Origin of the sequence: Pseudomonas sp. NFACC25, assembly GCF_900100935.1 — a bacterium.
In the GTDB taxonomy this organism is placed as follows: Bacteria; Pseudomonadota; Gammaproteobacteria; order Pseudomonadales; family Pseudomonadaceae; genus Aquipseudomonas; species Aquipseudomonas marginalis.
On record NZ_FMUC01000004.1, the window covers coordinates 25,933 to 41,717 of the forward strand.

Sequence of the window (15,785 nt, forward strand, 5' to 3'; positions counted from 1 at the left end):
TATGTGGCTTGATTTACCGACCTTCAATACGGTCGTGGCATCGACGCCGCTGGTGGCGATCGACCTGGTGGTGAGAAACGCCCGTGGCGAGGTCCTGCTGGGCCTGCGCGTCAATCGGCCGGCCTATGGTTTCTGGTTCGTGCCCGGCGGGCGTATCCAGAAAAACGAACACCTCGACAACGCCTTCCGGCGCATCACCCGTGACGAACTGGGACACCCGTTCGAGCGCGCCGAGGCGCGGCTGCTGGGGGTGTACGAGCACTTCTACGACGACAGCGTGTTCGCCAACGCCGGGGCCGGGCCGGACACCCATTACGTGGTGCTCGGCTATTGCCTGGACCTGGGCGAAGGCCAGACCCTGCAACCGCCCACGGAGCAACACCAGCATTACCGCTGGTGGTCCGAGGACGAACTGCGCATCAGCCCGCGGGTGCATGAACACACTCGCGCCTATTTCTGACTCTCTCTCCCGAGGACGCTCTCATGTTGTTACCGGTGATCATGGCAGGCGGTTCGGGGTCGCGCCTGTGGCCGCTTTCGCGGCAGCTGAACCCCAAGCAGTTCCTGCGCCTGACCGACGCGCACCTGTCGATGCTGCAGCAGACCATCACGCGGCTGGAAGGCGCCAACGTCGCGCTGCCGCAGTTGATCTGCAATGAGCAGCATCGCTTCCTGGTGGCCGAGCAATTGCGCCAGTTGGGCATGGAACAGGCCAGCATCCTGTTGGAACCGGTGGGGCGCAACACGGCGCCGGCCATCGCGCTGGCGGCGTGCAAGGCGCTGGCCGAGCACCAGGATCCGATCCTGCTGGTGCTGGCGGCGGACCATTTGATCGAAGACATCCCGGCGTTTCATGCCAGCCTGGAAGTGGCGCTGCCGCTGGCCCGCGACGGCAAGCTGGTGACCTTCGGGATCACGCCCACCTGCGCCCATACCGGCTACGGCTATATCGAACAAGGCGCGGCGGCGGGCGAGGGCGGTTATCGGGTCAAGCGCTTTGTGGAGAAGCCGGACGCCGCCACCGCTGCGGCGTACCTGGCCAGCGGCGGGTATTACTGGAACAGCGGCATGTTCATGTTCCGCGCCAGTCGTTACCTGGAGGAGCTGGAGCGCTTCCAGCCGGCCATCCTCGAGGCCTGTCGCGTGGCGCTGGAGGGCGGCAGCCAGGATCAACCCTTCACCCGCGTGCATGCCGCGACCTTTGCCGCGTGCCCGGACGATTCCATCGATTACGCGGTGATGGAAAACACCCATGACGCGGTGATGGTGCCGTTGCAGGCCGGCTGGAGTGATATCGGCTCGTGGTCGGCGTTGTGGGAGGCCAGCGAAAAAGATGCCAGCGGCAATGTGATACGCGGCGACGGGCTGAGCCTGGACACACGTGACACCTACGTCCACGCCGACAGTCGGCTGGTGGCCACGGTGGGGGTGCAGGACCTGATCATTGTCGAGACCAAGGACGCGGTGCTGGTGGCCCACAAGGACCAGGTGCAGCAGGTCAAGGCCATCGTCGACCTGCTCAAGCAGGCCGGGCGCCATGAGCATCTCAACCACCGCGAGGTGTATCGGCCATGGGGCATGTACGACTCGGTGGACAACGGCCAGCGCTATCAGGTCAAGCGCATCACGGTGAAACCGGGGGCCAAGTTGTCGGTGCAGATGCACCACCATCGCGCCGAGCACTGGATCGTGGTCAGCGGTACGGCGCGGGTGACCAATGGCGAACAGACTTACCTGGTGTCGGAAAACCAGTCGACCTATATCCCCATTGGCCAGGTGCACGCCCTGGAAAACCCGGGGGTGATCCCGCTGGAGTTGATCGAAGTGCAGTCGGGCTCTTATCTGGGCGAAGACGATATTGTGCGCTTCGAAGACAAGTACGGCAGGGCCTGAGGTTTTCCGACAATTAATAACGTTTTTAATAACTTTACCGGGCGCAATGCATTGAAGGCCGGGGCTTGCCGGGAAAACGTTATTTTCAACTAAGTCGGCTGAATATTATCTGTCTGGTGTGCTGTTTAGTTGAATGGCACTATCGGTTTGCCTGCTCACTGATGATAAGGAGTCTGAAATGAGAAAATCACTGGCTATTCTGGTACTCAGTGTCTTGAGTACCTCGGCGATGGCCGACGAGTTGCCGTTGGGGCTTGATACCACAGTGGCCGGAACCGTTACGGTGGGGCAAACGTTGTTGGTCGGCACTGCCCTGGTTGCCGGTGTTGCCGCTGTTTCCAACAGCGGCGGCAGCTCCAATGGCGGCACCACCACGGGTACTACCGGCACCACCGGCACTACGGGTACCAGCAACTAGTCGTACACCTTCCGCTTTTAAGACCGCTTGGAATCCCCGCCCAAGTGGTCTTTTTTTCTTGTCGTCTATCGCGAGTGTCCTAGCACTATGATGCGTATTTTTTCTATTGCAGCCGTGGCCGCTGCATTATTGCAAGGCTGCATGTTTGCCCCGGGTCAATCTATGGACACGGCCGCCCTGACCGAAGAGGGCGGGCCTGAAAATAGTCGCGTGGATTTAATTCCGATCACCCCAAAGTTATTGGCCATGGACGCGGCAAGTCATGTGCCTTATTCCATTCCAGCAGAACTCTTGAGTTATAAACCCGGGCCGTATTTGATCGGCGCCAATGACGCGCTGTATATCACGGTGTGGGATCACCCTGAACTTACCGCGCCGTCCGGCCCGCAGCAGCAGATCGATGCCAACGGTCGCCTGGTCAGCCCCGAGGGCAACCTGTTTTATCCCTACGTCGGCGAGGTGGTTGCCAAGGGTCGCAGCATTGAAGCGCTGCGCAGCGAGATCACCGACAAGCTGCGCCAGTACATCGACAGCCCCCAGGTGGATGTCAGCGTGTTGCGCTTTGCCAGCCAGAAAGTGGTGATCAGCGGCGCGGTGCTCAAGGCCGGGCCGGTGCCCCTCACCACCATTGCCATGAACGTCAGCGAGGCCCTCGGCGCCGCCGGGATCGACCCGATCAACGCCGACCTGTCGAACCTCACCCTCACCCGTGGCGGCAAGCGCTACACCCTGGACCTCGACACGCTCAACCTTGAGCAGTCGCGCCTGAATGACATCTACCTCAAGGACGGCGACCAGCTGTACCTGGCCTACAACGACCGTAAGCGCATCTACGTGATGGGCGAGGTGATGCAACCCCGCGCGCTGAGTTTCAAGACCCGCAGCATGAACCTCTCCGACGTGCTGGGTTCAGTGGGCGGGGTCAACCAGAACACCTCCAACGCCGATGCCATCTACGTGATTCGCGGCGCGCAGAACATCGATGTGGAACCGGCCAAGGTGTTCCAGTTGCAAGCCGGCTCCCCCTCGGCCATGGCCCTGGCCACGCGTTTTGATGTGCAGCCCCAGGACGTGGTGTTTGTCGGCCCGGCGAATATCACGCGCTGGAACCGCTTTATCAGCCAACTGGTGCCGTCCGCGTCGATCATCGGCATTGGTGCATCCACCCAGAACAACCTGAGCGAAGCCAGCAGCCGATAGGGTGGTACCTGCGTGAACAGTTTGAAAATCGGTACGTACGCAGGGTTGGCGTGGCTGTTGGCTGGCTGCAATCCGCTGATGCAGGCCTCGCTGGATACCTTCAGGGCTGCCGTCGGCGGGCCGCCGCCGCTGGTGTTGAGCCAGGCCCAGGTGGATGCGGTGCCGTTCCCCCAGATCAAGGTCACCACGGTGTCCGGCGCAGGGGTAATGGCGCTGATCCGCCAGCGTGACGACCTGCAGTTCTGGGTGGCATCCGGCAAACAGGTGCTGCTGCTGCGCGACGGTCTGGTGGTGCGCACGGTGGGCCTGGGCACTGACCTGGATGGCACGCGCTGGCAAGGCCGGTCACCGTTCCAGCAAGGGTTGCATCGTGTCCCGGACGGCTATCGCAGCACGCGCCAGATCGACGTGGTCGACGGCTATCGCCTGGGCGTTACGGTCAACAGCCGCATGACGCGCCAGGGGCTGGAGAGCGTCGAGATTCTCGACAAATCCTATGCCTTGCTGCGGGTGGATGAAGACATCGAGGCCGCCGGCTTTCACGCGCGTAACCGTTACTGGGTCGACCCCGGCGACGGTTTTATCGTGCAGAGCGAGCAGCACCTGACGCCCGACCTGACGCTCACCATTACCCAACTGCAACCGACCCGCAAGGATGCCCCATGATGCTGCGAAAATTGGCCGCGCTGGTGCTGTTGTGCAGTGGCGCCAGTGTGACCCTGGCGGCGATGACCGTCAGCGGCGAGGTGCGCAATCCGGGGCCGATCCCCTTGGCGCCCGAGGCGCGCTTGCTGGATGTGATCACCGCGTCGCAACCGGATGCCCAGGGCTATTGGCTCGGTGCGGCCTGGCTGCGCCAACCCTTGCTGGCACAGCAGGCACGGCTCAAGGCCGGTGTGCTGTTTGACCTGCAAACCCTGCAGCGTGCGGCGTTGGCGGCCGGTCGCGAAGGTCGCGCGCATGCGGCGGCTCGGCTCTATCAACAGGTGCAGGCCTTGCCGGTGACCGGCCGCCAACAGGCGATGCTGGATCCGGTGGCGGTGGAAGTCGGCTTTGCGCCGAACCCGCTGGTCAGTGAGGGCGACCGCCTGGTTTATCCGCCGAGGCCGCACAGCGTGCGCGTGGTGGGGGCCGTCGCCGCAGCCTGCACGTTGGCATTCCAGCCGATGCAGCGGCCCCTCGATTACCTCCACGCCTGTCCGGCCCTGGCGGAAGCGGACCGCGATTACCTGTGGCTGATCCAGCCCGACGGCCATGTCACGCGCCTGGGTATCGCGGCATGGAATCGCGAGGAGGGCACGCCTCCCGCGCCGGGCAGCACGTTGCTGGTACCGATCCGCAGCGACGACCTGGACCCGCTCACCCCCGAACTCAATCAGCAACTGGCCGAGTTTCTTGCCACCCAACCCCTGGCCGAGGTCACGCCTTGAAATTATGTATTGCAGCCGTGCTGCTGGTGCCCTGTGGCGTCGCCCATGGCGATCCCCGTTACACCCAAAGCGATTTCGGCGGCGTCGGGCTGCTGCAAACCCCCACCGCCCGCATGGCGCCCGCCGGCGAACTCAGCGTGAATGCCAACCGCACCGAACCCTACAGCCGCTACAGTTTTTCGGCGCAACCCCTGGACTGGCTGGAGGGCACCTTTCGCTACACCGCGATCACCAACCGCCCCTATGGCGCCGAGTCCTTCAGCGGCGGCCAGAGCTATAAGGACAAGGCCGTCGACGCCAAAGTGCGCCTGTATCAGGAAAGCCACTGGCTGCCCGAGGTGGCGCTGGGGTTCATGGACCTGGGTGGCACCGGGTTGTTTTCCAGCGAGTACCTGGTGGCCAACAAGCGCTACGGTGACGTGGATTTCAGTGCCGGCATCGCCTGGGGGTACCTGGGCAGTCGCGGTGATTTCGGCAACCCGTTGGGCGCCTTGGATGATCGTTTCAACCAGCGGCCCACCGCCGAAGGGTCCGGCAGTTTTTCCAACGGCTACTTTCGCGGCCGGCCCGCGTTGTTCGGCGGGATTGCCTATCAGACGCCCTGGGCACCGCTGAGCCTCAAGCTGGAGTACGAGGGTAACGACTATCAGAACGAACCCCGCGACAACAACCAGCGCCAGGACTCGCCCATCAACCTTGGCCTGGTCTACAAGCTGGCCGACTCCATCGATGTGAGTGCCGCCTGGGAACGTGGCAACACCGCCATGTTCGGCATCACCCTGCACACCAATTTCGTCAGCCGCAAAGCCCCGGTAAAAACCTACGACCCACCGGCCCCCAAGCTGCCTGCCAGGGCCCCGACCACACCGATGGACCAGGTGGATTGGGCCGCCGTATCCCGGCGCCTGCACGATAATGCCGGCTACAACGTGCAGCGCATTACCCAGCGCGGGCCGGAATTGTTGGTGTACGGCGAACAGCAGCGCTACTTCTACAGCGCCAAGGCGGTGGGCCGCGCCAGTCGGATTCTCGATAACAGCGTGAATGACCAGATCGATTGGTTCACCCTGGTGAGCGAGCGCTACGCCATGCCGATCGAAGAAACCAGCGTGCCGCGCGAGACCTTTCGCGAGGTGGTCAACCACCGCGAGGACCTGCAGAACCTGCATCGCCAGGTCGAGGTCAATCGCGCCAGCAACCGCAGCCAGACAGTGCTGTACACCCAGCCACCCAAACCCTTCACCTATGGTGTGGGGCTGGGCTACAAGCAGAACGTCGGCGGGCCGGATGGCTTGCTCTACCAGGTGTCCGCCGACCTCGACGGCGAGTATCGTTTCACCCGCAATACCTGGTGGAGCGGCCTGCTCAGCGTCAACCTGCTGAACAACTACGACGGGTTTACCTACGATGCGCCCAGTGGCTTGCCCCGGGTGCGGACCGACCTGCGCCGGTACATGACCACCTCCGATGTGACCCTGCCGACCTTCCAGCTCAACCATGCGCAGCAGTTGGACCAGGACCTCTACGGCATGGTCTACGGTGGTTTGCTGGAGTCGATGTACGCCGGTGTCGGCAGTGAAGTGCTGTACCGCCCCATGGGCCAGCGCTGGGCGTTGGGAGCCGACCTGAACTACGTGCGCCAGCGCGGTTTCGAGCAGGATTTCAGCTTGCGCGATTACCGCACCGTCACCGGGCATATCACCGGCTATACCGATCTGCCCTTCAACATTCAGGGCGCCTTGAGTGTGGGGCGCTACCTGGCCAGGGACTGGGGCGCGACCCTGGACCTGTCGCGGGAATTCAACAATGGTGTGCGGATTGGCGCGTGGATCACCCGCACCACTGCATCCAGCGCAGAGTACGGCGAAGGCAGCTTCGACAAAGGCCTGTACCTGTCCATTCCGTTCGATGAGTTGATGAGCCTGTCGACGATGCGGCGCGCCAACCTGGTATGGGCACCGCTGACCCGCGATGGCGGCGCACGCTTGAACCGCGCCTACTCACTGCATTCGATGACCGATGGGCGCGACAGTGAGCTGTTCTACAAGAACATCGACAAGATCACTGAATAGACCCCGCTACCTCTTCGACGTAGCGCTGTCGCGCAGCAAACTGGGATCTTTGTGGTGAGCGGGCTTGGCGAAGCGTCGCACCGCCCGCGTTGGGGTGCGAAGCGCCCCCTGATGAAGACGAATGCGGTGTATCAGGCACTCCTCTGGGCCTGGTTTTGGGGCTGCCGCGCAGCCCCTCCCACATTTGAACTGTATTGATTGCCGGCTATCAGTAGATGTCCTTGGACAGCAGCGTAAACGGCGTCTTCAGCAGAATCTTGATGTCCAGCCACAGCGACCAGGTGTTGATGTAGCGCAGGTCGATGTCGACGCGCTGTTGCATCTTTTCCAGGGTCTCGGTCTCGCCCCGGCAGCCATTGACCTGGGCCAGGCCGGTGATGCCGGGTTTGATCCGATGGCGGGCCATGTAGGCGCGGATTTTCCCCGAGTAGTAGTCGTTGTGTGCAATCGCATGGGGGCGTGGGCCGACCAGTGCCATGTGGCCTTGCAGCACGTTGAACAGCTGCGGCAATTCGTCGATGGAGGTGCGCCGGATAAACCGGCCGACCGGCGTAATGCGCGAATCGTTGCGACTGGCCTGGCGTACCTCATGGTCGTCATGCACACGCATGGAGCGGAATTTCCACACCTTGATCACCTCGCCATTCCAGCCGTGGCGGTCCTGCTTGAAGATCACCGGGCCGGGGGACGTCAGCTTGATCAGCAGGGCGACCAGCAGCAGCAGCGGGCTCAGCACGATGATTGCCAGAGCCGCCAGGCTCTTGTCCAGCAGCGACTTGCTCAGCGCCGCGGTGGGGCGGCTGGTCAGCGGGCTTTCGTTGAGGTAGATCGCCGGCAGTCCATCCACTTCGGCCACGCAATGGTTGAGCAGCAGCATGTTATTGAGGTCGGGCACCCAGATCACATCCACGCTGATCTCCAGCAGGTTGAGGTACAACGCCTCAATGTGGGTGGCGTCCTGCAATGAATGGGTGATGTAGAGCCGACGGATGCCGTGTTGCCGGATCAATTGGGGCAGTTGCGGCAGCTCGCCGAGGATCTGCGCTTGCGCATCCTCGGTCGCCTCGGCACGGCTGCCGACCAGACCCACCAGGGGCGAGCGTTTTTGCCGTGAGAGGGTCCTGGCCAGGTCCACCGCAAGCTTGCCAGTGCCCACGATCAATGATTTTTGGCGTTCGTGAAGTTGGCGGTGGTAATACCGGGACAGGCTGTGCAGCGGTATGTAACACAATGCCAATAACGGGTAACTGACCGCCGCCCAGAGTAATAAGGTTTCCACAGGGAACAGTGCGCTGGCATTACAGGCTACGCCCACGGCAAACAATATACCCATGGTTAACAGCCAGCCCATGAACAAGCGTCCAAGGCCCACGGCATAATCATCTTTCTTGCTGTAGACATCGCACAAGGTATACGCCGGGAGAGAGGCCAATATCGTAAAGGCGGCCAGGACGCGGTAGTAATACTCCAGTTGGCCAGTCTTCAAGATAACCAGCGTAAATAACAGTGCCACAACTAAGCTCGATGCGAGTGTCCATTGCCCCCAGAACGTCAAACCCCTGGGGGTCAGGTTGCGATGCATTCTAGTGTTATTAAGCATAGTTCTGCTCCCGGTGATGACCGCGCACGTGGTGGCAGGCGTTAAGGGTTAACGGTTAACTTTTATAAACGACAGGCACGCGCAGGCGCGTGCCCATTGATAGTAATGAACGGCAGGGGGCAGTGGCTGACGACTTATAACAAGGTCAAGAGGGTCTGGCGGAGTGAATGTTATAAAAGGGCAGGTAGAAGAGTTTTTAATAGGCAGGGTGAATTAAAAAGTCTGGGTTGTTTTTATTTTTGTTAACGGCGTGGCTGACTAAGCTCGAGCGGCTTTTTGATTTTTTGCGTCAGGCAATAACCACGGTTTCTTACCGCACGAAACAGGCGTTCACCGTCGTTGACCCGCTTGAACTTTTCCTGCAAACGACTCAGGCACATTTCCAATCCGCGATATAAATCGGGTTCACGACCTATATTACGGATCAACTCTTCTTTGCTGACCACGCGTTCTTCATGGTGCAGCATCTTTTTAATCAGCGCCGATTCAATAGTGGTCAATGAAATGCGCAGGCCGCCCTTGACCAGTGCGCGATCATGTTGGGTGAGCAGCCAGAAATCCTGTGGATACAGTGGCGTTCGTTCGGCGCTGATCTCTTGAGTACGCGTATGGTTATTCGGCGCGCTGTCAGGGGCCTTGGCGGTTGGCATTCTGGATTCTTGCCGCTTGGGGTTAAACGATTGTGAGGGCAAGTTAAGGGTGTGGGTAATAATGTAGGTATTAAAATGCGGGGTGATCTGTGGTTGGGAAAACGCCGGATTTGTATCGGCGGGGTCTGTGGTTGCCGGGGCGTTTACATCGTAATAGAAGAACTCTGCGTTGGGCGTGAAGTCCTGCAGTGCGATAGACGCAAGTGTTGGAGCGAAGGCGTGTTTCTTGAAAGAACTCATAGGGTCCACCCATATCAGGAAGATGCAGTTGTTAAAGGCAGTCAGCGGGGGAGTAATAGCCGCCCTGAAAGTATTCGAACGGCAAGTTTTTAGCCAGCATGGCGCTGTCGGCAAACTCGACCTGATCGGCGATGAAGCAGACCCTGCAGGCACTGATCAGTTCCAGCATGTGATCGTAAAGCCGGTCGTACAGGTCCGAACGCGTGTTGAGGCTGAGCCTGAGGGCAGAATCCGGAAAGGGCATTTTTATATAGTCGTATAGCTCGAGGTCGACCAGCAGGTCTGCCGGCTTTGTATCGAGTCTGTAGTTGTTGTAGGCCAACGTGATACCGCTATGGTCTTTCAACTTATACAACTGACGCACCATCGCCCGGCGTTCTACCGGACCGGGCAGGGCGTCCAGTGGGTTGTCGAGACTGAGGGTGAAGGGTTGTTTGTGGTCTTCCAATGCCCGCGCGGCTTGAATGATCGCCTTGAGGATGTCGTCGTTCATCAGGGCCGATTGACCCATGCGCAGAAGCGTATGACTCGTCGCCGGGCTGACTGCCTTAAGCGTTTTGCGCGGTGGGTGGATATGGCGCAAGGCCTCAGTGCAGGCACTTTCAAGTTGTGCGGGATCAACGCCGTCCGCTACGCTGATTTCGCTGCCCCACCAGGCATGACCGCGATCAACGATGGCTTGCCTGATGATCTTGAAGTGCGGGGTATGTACAGGGGGCATTTTTTCACTATTCACGGCTCGGCCCCTCCTTAGTGGGTTGGAAATGGCTGGCGCAAATAAGACCCCGGCTGAGTTTATAACCATAGCCGCGAATATTTTGGATGATGTTTTCACCGTAGTGCGCCTTGATTTTACTGCGCAAACGGCTGATGGATTTTTCCAGTGCGCGGGAGTCGTAGTACTTGGTATTAAGTCCCATGACACGGGCGATCTCATTATGACTGAGCAGTCGGTTCTGAATAAGCGCTTCCAATACTTTCATTTCGACGAAGGATATTTCCAACTTTTTTCCGTCGCCATACAGGCACATGCGGTCCTGGTCGAGAATCAGGTCGCACTGATTGAGTCGAGCGCTTTCACTGAGAAAGGCATCAAACAGGTTCAACTTTTTTTCGGGTGAAGTTTCGATTACCTTGATGCAGTAATCGGCGCCAGCCAGGTAGTATTTTGTTTTGCTCAGGGTCGACGCAAAGGTGATCACGACGAATATCGTGCAGTCGGGGTTTTCAGTTCGCGCTTTTCTTATTATGTCCAGGCTCATATTGCTGGCGGAGGGTGTATCAATTTCTATAATGATGGCACGGTAATGTACGTGGCTTTCCTGGGTGTCAATTAGTTGTCCGTAGCAACGTGTATCGACTTTTAAATTATTCGCTACAGTGCGAACTAAAAGCGCCCGAAAGTCCTCTGATTTCGATTGAGTCCGTGCAATAGCGAGGACGTTGGAAAAATGCATCACCTACTCCCTTTTCCGGCATGCAAGGCCGTCAGTTCAATCGCTGCTAGCGTTTAGATACTAATCGAATTGATTCCGCTAAAACGTGACAAATTTTAACATTCACCACTTGGTTTTTACGAGCGCAGGGGGGATTAGGGGAATATTTCACGGGAGGTTGTACCGACTTACACATATGCTAGTGCAAACTCTTAATGCTCGATAAGTATTTTAGTTCCAACGATTTTTTTGACGGGTGCAGGTTTAAGCGTTGACCTTCTCAGGCAAAAAAACGCCTGCAGAGCGCCCCGAAGGTTGGCGGCCGTCCCCTCGGATGGGCTCAACGGCGCAACTGCACTTCGGCCTCGATGCACGCCACCAGAAACTCCATGACCACCTTCACGGACGGCGAGCGGCGCATGTCGGGGTACACCGTGAGCCAGATATCACGCAAAGGGCCTTCGACCGCAGTGGGCAGCCTGACCAGCAACGGGTCGTGATCGCCCACCAGGGTCGGCAGCACCACCGCGCCGACCTGGGCCCTGGCCGCCATTTGCTGGGTGGCCAGGTCGCTTGCGGCAAACGCGATCTCACGGCCGGCGCGCAGTTGGTGCATCCAGGCTTGCTGGGGCAGGTGGTCACGGCTGCTGTCGTAGGCGATGAAAGTCCACTGCGCAGCCGGCAATTGCTGGAACGTCGGCGGGCCATACAGCCCGAAGCGCACCACCCCGACTTTCCTGCGTACCAGGGCTTCCTCATCGGGACGCACCGTGCGCAGGGCAATATCCGCTTCACCTTTGTCCAGCGCGGCCAGTTGGGTCGACGGCATCAGCACCAGGTTCAACTGCGGGTATTGGGCGCGCAGCCGCGCTATATGGGGCGCAATGCAATAGTGGGCGATAGACGGCGGGCAACTGACCCGCACCGTGCCGGCCATTTCGATCGACGCGACCCGCGACAGGCGCATCACCTGGGTCGCCATGTCGTCCATGCCCGCCGCCAACTCCGCCAATGCCAGGCCTTGCGCGGTCAGCGGGCGGCTGCGCGGCAGGCGGTCCACCAGTTTGACGCCGAGGGCTTTTTCCAGCGCATCGACGCGGCGCCCGACGGTGGCGTGCTCCACCTGCAACTCGCGGGCGGCCGCCGACAACGACTGGCTACGTGCCAATACCGTGAAGTAATACAGGTCCTGCCAATCGAACATCGGGTTATTTCCGCACGGAGGTTGGGAAGCTTTGGGGAATTTTCCTACTGAGAGCGTCCTTTTACCATGGCCGCTTCCCAGTGCACACGGAGTTGTCCCCGATGAAAGCCATTACCTTGCAAACCTACGGCGGCCCTGAAGTCGTCCAATTGCGCCATGACGTCCCCAAACCCCAGGTGTTGGCCGGGCATGTGCTGGTCAAGGTGGCGTGCGCCGGGATCAACTTCATGGATATCCATACCCGGCAGGGCAAATATGCGCAGTCGTCGACCTATCCGGTGCGCCTGCCCTGCACCTTGGGTATGGAGGGCGCCGGCGTGGTGGTGGAAGTCGGCGCAGGCGTCAGCCATTTGGCCGTCGGCGACCGGGTGGCGTGGTGCATCGCCTGGGGCGCCTTCGCCGAGTACGCCCTGGTGCCCGCGGCCAAGGTGGCGCAGATTCCCGGTGCCATCGCCTTCGATCAAGCGGCTGCGGCGATGTTTCAAGGCTGTACCGCCCACTACTTGATCGAGGATGTCGCCAGGTTGCAGGCCGGCAGTACCTGCCTGGTCCACGCTGCGTGCGGCAGCATCGGCCAGTTGCTGGTGCAGATGGCCAGGCGCTCAGGGGCTACGGTGTTCGCCACCGGCAGCACCGCTGAACGCTGTGCCATTGCCCACGAGCGCGGGGCCCACCAGGCCTGGGTCTATGACGGCGGCCGATTTGCCGAGCGGGTGTTGGAGGCCACGTGCGGGCAGGGAGTGGATGTGGTCTTCGATTCGCTCGGCAAAAGCACCCTGCGTGACAGCTTCCGCGCCTGCCGCACGCGCGGCCTGATCGTGAACTATGGCAATGTCTCGGGTTCGTTGACCGACCTCGACCCGATGGAACTGGGGGAGGCGGGCTCGCTGTTTTTGACGCGCCCCCGGCTGGCCGACCATATGGCTGACGGCGCGAGCGTACAACGGCGCGCCAACGCGGTATTTGCGGCGATGCTCGAAGGTACGTTGACGGTGGCTATCGAAGGGCATTACACGCTGGAAACGCTGCATCAGGTACATGAGCGCATCGAAGCGCGGCAACAGATCGGCAAGGCTGTGGTGTGGGTGGACCGCGACCTGCATTAATCGAAGGCGAAAAAAAACCGGCTGATCAGGCCGGTTTGGGGTGCCCCGCGAACAGTGCGGGATTAAGCGTGGTTGTCCAGCAGGCGATCGGCACCGCCTTCAACAATACCGCGTTGCTGCAAACGATCGGCACCGCCTTCGGCCAGGCCACGTTCCTGCAAGCGATCAGCGCCACCTTCGGCAACGCGGTTGCCTTGCAGGCGATCGGCACCATCTTCGGCGACGCGGTTGCCTTGCAGGCGGTCGGCGCCATCTTCGGCGACGCGGTTGCCTTGCAGGCGATCAGCGCCACCTTCAACAATACCGCGTTGCTGCAAGCGATCAGCACCACCTTCGGCAACACGACGTTCCAGCAAGCGATCCGAGCCACCTTCGGCAACACGACGTTCCAGCAGGCGATCCGAGCCACCTTCAGCAACACGGCTTTCGATCAGGCGAGCCGCGCCGCCTTCAGCAACAACAGGGTGGGCAAATGCGTTTGCAGCGAGTACCGAGAAAGCGAGGCTAAGCAAGATTTGGCGTTTCATGAGGGTGTGCTCCGAGTGTTTTAGTTGGGTGTTGCCTGGTATGGGTTTGATGTTACGCGTTGCATTTTTTAAGAGAACTTCATTGGGATGATGGTGACTATCGATGCCAGCGATGGCCCGTTTCAAAGGGCCAACGCCGAGCCGGTCACGGCATCTGTGGCCGTTCCTGGGGGCGCAGGTCGAACACCAGCACCTCGGCATCCTGGCCCTGGCTCAGGCGGATTTGCCGCTCATCGCGCACTCGGGCACCGTCGCCTTCCTGCAAGCGCTGGCCGTTGATGTCCACGCTGCCCCGAGCCACATGGATGTACACGTGACGATCCGGCGGCAGGTCGAGGGTCGCGGCTTCGTCGCCGTTGAACAGCCCGGCGTACACCCGGGCGTCCTGGCGCACGGTCAGGGAGCCGTCGCTGCCGTCCGGCGAGATGATCAGTTGCAGGCGCCCTTGTTTCTGCGCTGCGCTGAAGTGCTCCTGTTGATAGCGCGGCTCGGCGCCGGCCACGGCGGGTACGATCCAGATTTGCAGGAAGTGCACGCCACGGGTCTGGCTGTGGTTGAACTCGCTGTGGGCCACGCCGCTGCCGGCGCTCATCAGTTGCACATCGCCGGGGCGAATCACCGAGCCGGTGCCCAGGGTGTCCTTGTGTTCCAGGGCGCCTTCAAGCACATAGGAGAAAATCTCCATGTCGCGGTGCGGGTGCTGGCCGAAGCCTTTGCCGGCCGCGACGCGGTCGTCGTTGATCACCAGCAGGTCGGAAAAACCCTGTTCATCGGGGTTCCAATAGTTGGCGAACGAGAAGGTGTGGAACGACTTCAACCAACCGTGATTGGCGGCGCCGCGTTCGGAAGCTTTGCGAAGGGTCAGCATGGTCTTGTCCTCAAGTGAGCGCGGGCTGCGAGATGCAGGGCGCTTGCGTTGAGAAGAAGGTTACTGGCAACCTGAAAATTCATTAAGAAGCTGAAATTTGAATAACTGTCTCCTTGAGATTGACAGTAAAAGCCATGCCATAATGCCTTTCGCTTTCTTCCCCTCGATGGATGCTTCCCGTATGAAAACCGTGGCCATGGCGCTGTTCCCGGACTTCCTCCTGCTTGACATGGCCGGGCCGCTCGAAGTGTTTTCCATTGCCAACCGCTACCTGCCGGCGGCCGAGCATTACCAGATCCTCACCCTGGGTACCGAGCCCGGTCCGTTGCGCGCCTCCAATGGGGTGCTGGTCCAGTCCGACCTGCTGCTGGACCAGGCCCAGGCGGCTTATGACCTGCTGCTGGTGCCCGGCGGCCCGGGTGCCTATAACGAATGCCATCCGGCGCTGCTGCCCTGGCTCAAGGCGGCGGCGCCACGGGCGCGGCGCTTCGGCTCGATCTGCACCGGCGCCTTTGTGCTGGGCCACGCCGGGCTGCTCGACGAACGCCGCGTGACCACCCACTGGCACTACACCGAGCGCCTGATCAAGGCCTTCCCCAAGGCCATCGTCGAGACGGATCGCATCTACCTGCAGGACGGGCGGTTGATTACCTCGGGCGGGGTCACCGCCGGTATCGACCTGGCGCTGTCGATCGTCGCCCAGGACCATGGCAAGCAAGTGGCGGTGGATGTGGCCAAGGTGCTGCTGGTGGTGATGAAGCGCCAGGGCGGCCAGGCCCAGTTCAGCCCGATGACAGCGTCCGTGGCGCCCCAGGAAACCGCGATCACCCGGGTGCAGAACCATGTGCTCGCCCATCTGGACCAGCCCTTCACCATCGAGTCCATGGCCGAACTGGCCGGCATGAGCCCGCGCCACTTTGCCCGGCTGTTCGCCAAGGACGTGCAGATGACGCCCATGGCCTTCCTGCAGGGCGCGCGCATCGACCGCGCCCGGCAACTGCTGGAAACCACCGACCTGCCGCTCAAGACCGTGGCGTTCCACGCAGGCTTCGGCAGCGTGCGGCACATGCGCTTTCTATTCAGTGAAAAACTCGGCCTCAACCCGACCCAATATCGCCAGCAGTTCAGTTAACGACAGGAT

16 protein-coding genes are annotated in these 15,785 nt (G+C 60.7%); 9 read left to right on the plus strand and 7 right to left on the minus strand.

Features of this window, described 5'->3' with window-relative positions:
* Position 1 precedes the first annotated feature (1 nt).
* The 7 genes from BLQ09_RS11125 (at position 2) to BLQ09_RS11155 (ending at position 7,013) form a co-directional block, all read left to right on the plus strand.
* Positions 2-460, plus strand: coding sequence for a GDP-mannose mannosyl hydrolase (locus BLQ09_RS11125; protein ID WP_092357244.1), 459 nt, complete (start codon positions 2-4; stop codon positions 458-460).
* 23 nt (positions 461-483) lie between these two features.
* The gene (locus BLQ09_RS11130) at positions 484-1,893 is read left to right on the plus strand and encodes a mannose-1-phosphate guanylyltransferase/mannose-6-phosphate isomerase (protein WP_027608677.1); all 1,410 of its coding nucleotides are present in this window, start codon (positions 484-486) and stop codon (positions 1,891-1,893) included.
* Between the two features lie 178 nt (positions 1,894-2,071).
* Positions 2,072-2,311: a hypothetical protein gene (locus tag BLQ09_RS11135; RefSeq protein WP_027608676.1), complete on the plus strand. Its 240-nt coding sequence runs from the start codon at positions 2,072-2,074 to the stop codon at positions 2,309-2,311.
* A gap of 87 nt (positions 2,312-2,398) precedes the next feature.
* A complete protein-coding gene (locus BLQ09_RS11140) occupies positions 2,399-3,511 on the plus strand; it encodes a polysaccharide biosynthesis/export family protein (RefSeq protein ID WP_027608675.1) in 1,113 nt (370 codons plus the stop codon).
* 12 nt (positions 3,512-3,523) lie between these two features.
* Positions 3,524-4,177 carry a YjbF family lipoprotein gene (locus BLQ09_RS11145; RefSeq protein WP_223841601.1) on the plus strand — a complete coding sequence of 218 codons (654 nt, stop codon included), beginning with the start codon at positions 3,524-3,526 and terminating at the stop codon, positions 4,175-4,177.
* Positions 4,174-4,941: a capsule biosynthesis GfcC family protein gene (locus BLQ09_RS11150; protein ID WP_027608673.1), complete on the plus strand. Its 768-nt coding sequence runs from the start codon at positions 4,174-4,176 to the stop codon at positions 4,939-4,941. The genes BLQ09_RS11145 and BLQ09_RS11150 overlap by 4 nt, the downstream gene beginning before the upstream one ends.
* Positions 4,938-7,013, plus strand: a complete 2,076-nt coding sequence (locus tag BLQ09_RS11155) for a YjbH domain-containing protein (protein WP_027608672.1) — start codon at positions 4,938-4,940, stop codon at positions 7,011-7,013. Before BLQ09_RS11150 ends, BLQ09_RS11155 begins: the two co-directional genes overlap by 4 nt.
* A gap of 208 nt (positions 7,014-7,221) precedes the next feature.
* Here the strand turns inward: BLQ09_RS11155 and BLQ09_RS11160 are convergent, their stop codons facing one another.
* From BLQ09_RS11160 to BLQ09_RS11180, 5 genes are all read right to left on the minus strand, one after another.
* Entirely contained in the window at positions 7,222-8,613 is a 1,392-nt protein-coding gene (locus BLQ09_RS11160; protein WP_027608671.1) for an undecaprenyl-phosphate glucose phosphotransferase, read from the minus strand.
* A gap of 242 nt (positions 8,614-8,855) precedes the next feature.
* Entirely contained in the window at positions 8,856-9,503 is a 648-nt protein-coding gene (locus tag BLQ09_RS11165; protein WP_065925171.1) for a winged helix-turn-helix domain-containing protein, read from the minus strand.
* Between the two features lie 31 nt (positions 9,504-9,534).
* On the minus strand, positions 9,535-10,239 hold the full coding sequence (locus BLQ09_RS11170) for a YuxH family protein (protein WP_092356708.1): 705 nt from the start codon (positions 10,237-10,239) through the stop codon (positions 9,535-9,537).
* Positions 10,232-10,960 (minus strand): winged helix-turn-helix domain-containing protein, encoded by a 729-nt coding sequence (locus BLQ09_RS11175; protein ID WP_092356711.1) that lies wholly within the window; start codon positions 10,958-10,960, stop codon positions 10,232-10,234. Before BLQ09_RS11175 ends, BLQ09_RS11170 begins: the two co-directional genes overlap by 8 nt.
* 319 nt (positions 10,961-11,279) lie before the next feature.
* Positions 11,280-12,143: a LysR family transcriptional regulator gene (locus BLQ09_RS11180; RefSeq protein WP_027608667.1), complete on the minus strand. Its 864-nt coding sequence runs from the start codon at positions 12,141-12,143 to the stop codon at positions 11,280-11,282.
* A gap of 101 nt (positions 12,144-12,244) precedes the next feature.
* Here BLQ09_RS11180 and BLQ09_RS11185 point away from each other — a divergent pair, with 101 nt between their 5' ends.
* On the plus strand, positions 12,245-13,249 hold the full coding sequence (locus tag BLQ09_RS11185) for a quinone oxidoreductase family protein (RefSeq protein WP_027608666.1): 1,005 nt from the start codon (positions 12,245-12,247) through the stop codon (positions 13,247-13,249).
* A gap of 62 nt (positions 13,250-13,311) precedes the next feature.
* Here the strand turns inward: BLQ09_RS11185 and BLQ09_RS11190 are convergent, their stop codons facing one another.
* Entirely contained in the window at positions 13,312-13,776 is a 465-nt protein-coding gene (locus tag BLQ09_RS11190) for a phage infection protein (RefSeq protein WP_081744503.1), read from the minus strand.
* 145 nt (positions 13,777-13,921) lie between these two features.
* Positions 13,922-14,644, minus strand: a complete 723-nt coding sequence (locus BLQ09_RS11195; protein ID WP_027608665.1) for a pirin family protein — start codon at positions 14,642-14,644, stop codon at positions 13,922-13,924.
* Positions 14,645-14,825: 181 nt separating this feature from the next.
* Here BLQ09_RS11195 and BLQ09_RS11200 point away from each other — a divergent pair, with 181 nt between their 5' ends.
* On the plus strand, positions 14,826-15,776 hold the full coding sequence (locus tag BLQ09_RS11200; protein WP_027608664.1) for a GlxA family transcriptional regulator: 951 nt from the start codon (positions 14,826-14,828) through the stop codon (positions 15,774-15,776).
* Positions 15,777-15,785: the final 9 nt, after the last annotated feature.

Excerpts from the sequence above, each read along its gene's own strand:
- BLQ09_RS11190 (WP_081744503.1), bottom strand. The coding sequence starts at position 13,776 with ATGAAACGCCAAATCTTGCTTAGCCTCGCTTTCTCGGTACTCGCTGCA.
- BLQ09_RS11200 (WP_027608664.1), top strand. The coding sequence starts at position 14,826 with ATGAAAACCGTGGCCATGGCGCTGTTCCCGGACTTCCTCCTGCTTGAC.
- BLQ09_RS11195 (WP_027608665.1), bottom strand. The coding sequence starts at position 14,644 with ATGCTGACCCTTCGCAAAGCTTCCGAACGCGGCGCCGCCAATCACGGT.
- BLQ09_RS11160 (WP_027608671.1), bottom strand. The coding sequence starts at position 8,613 with ATGCTTAATAACACTAGAATGCATCGCAACCTGACCCCCAGGGGTTTG.
- BLQ09_RS11130 (WP_027608677.1), top strand. The coding sequence starts at position 484 with ATGTTGTTACCGGTGATCATGGCAGGCGGTTCGGGGTCGCGCCTGTGG.
- BLQ09_RS11185 (WP_027608666.1), top strand. The coding sequence starts at position 12,245 with ATGAAAGCCATTACCTTGCAAACCTACGGCGGCCCTGAAGTCGTCCAA.
- BLQ09_RS11180 (WP_027608667.1), bottom strand. The coding sequence starts at position 12,143 with ATGTTCGATTGGCAGGACCTGTATTACTTCACGGTATTGGCACGTAGC.
- BLQ09_RS11125 (WP_092357244.1), top strand. The coding sequence starts at position 2 with ATGTGGCTTGATTTACCGACCTTCAATACGGTCGTGGCATCGACGCCG.
- BLQ09_RS11165 (WP_065925171.1), bottom strand. The coding sequence starts at position 9,503 with ATGAGTTCTTTCAAGAAACACGCCTTCGCTCCAACACTTGCGTCTATC.
- BLQ09_RS11175 (WP_092356711.1), bottom strand. The coding sequence starts at position 10,960 with ATGCATTTTTCCAACGTCCTCGCTATTGCACGGACTCAATCGAAATCA.
- BLQ09_RS11140 (WP_027608675.1), top strand. The coding sequence starts at position 2,399 with ATGATGCGTATTTTTTCTATTGCAGCCGTGGCCGCTGCATTATTGCAA.
- BLQ09_RS11150 (WP_027608673.1), top strand. The coding sequence starts at position 4,174 with ATGATGCTGCGAAAATTGGCCGCGCTGGTGCTGTTGTGCAGTGGCGCC.
- BLQ09_RS11135 (WP_027608676.1), top strand. The coding sequence starts at position 2,072 with ATGAGAAAATCACTGGCTATTCTGGTACTCAGTGTCTTGAGTACCTCG.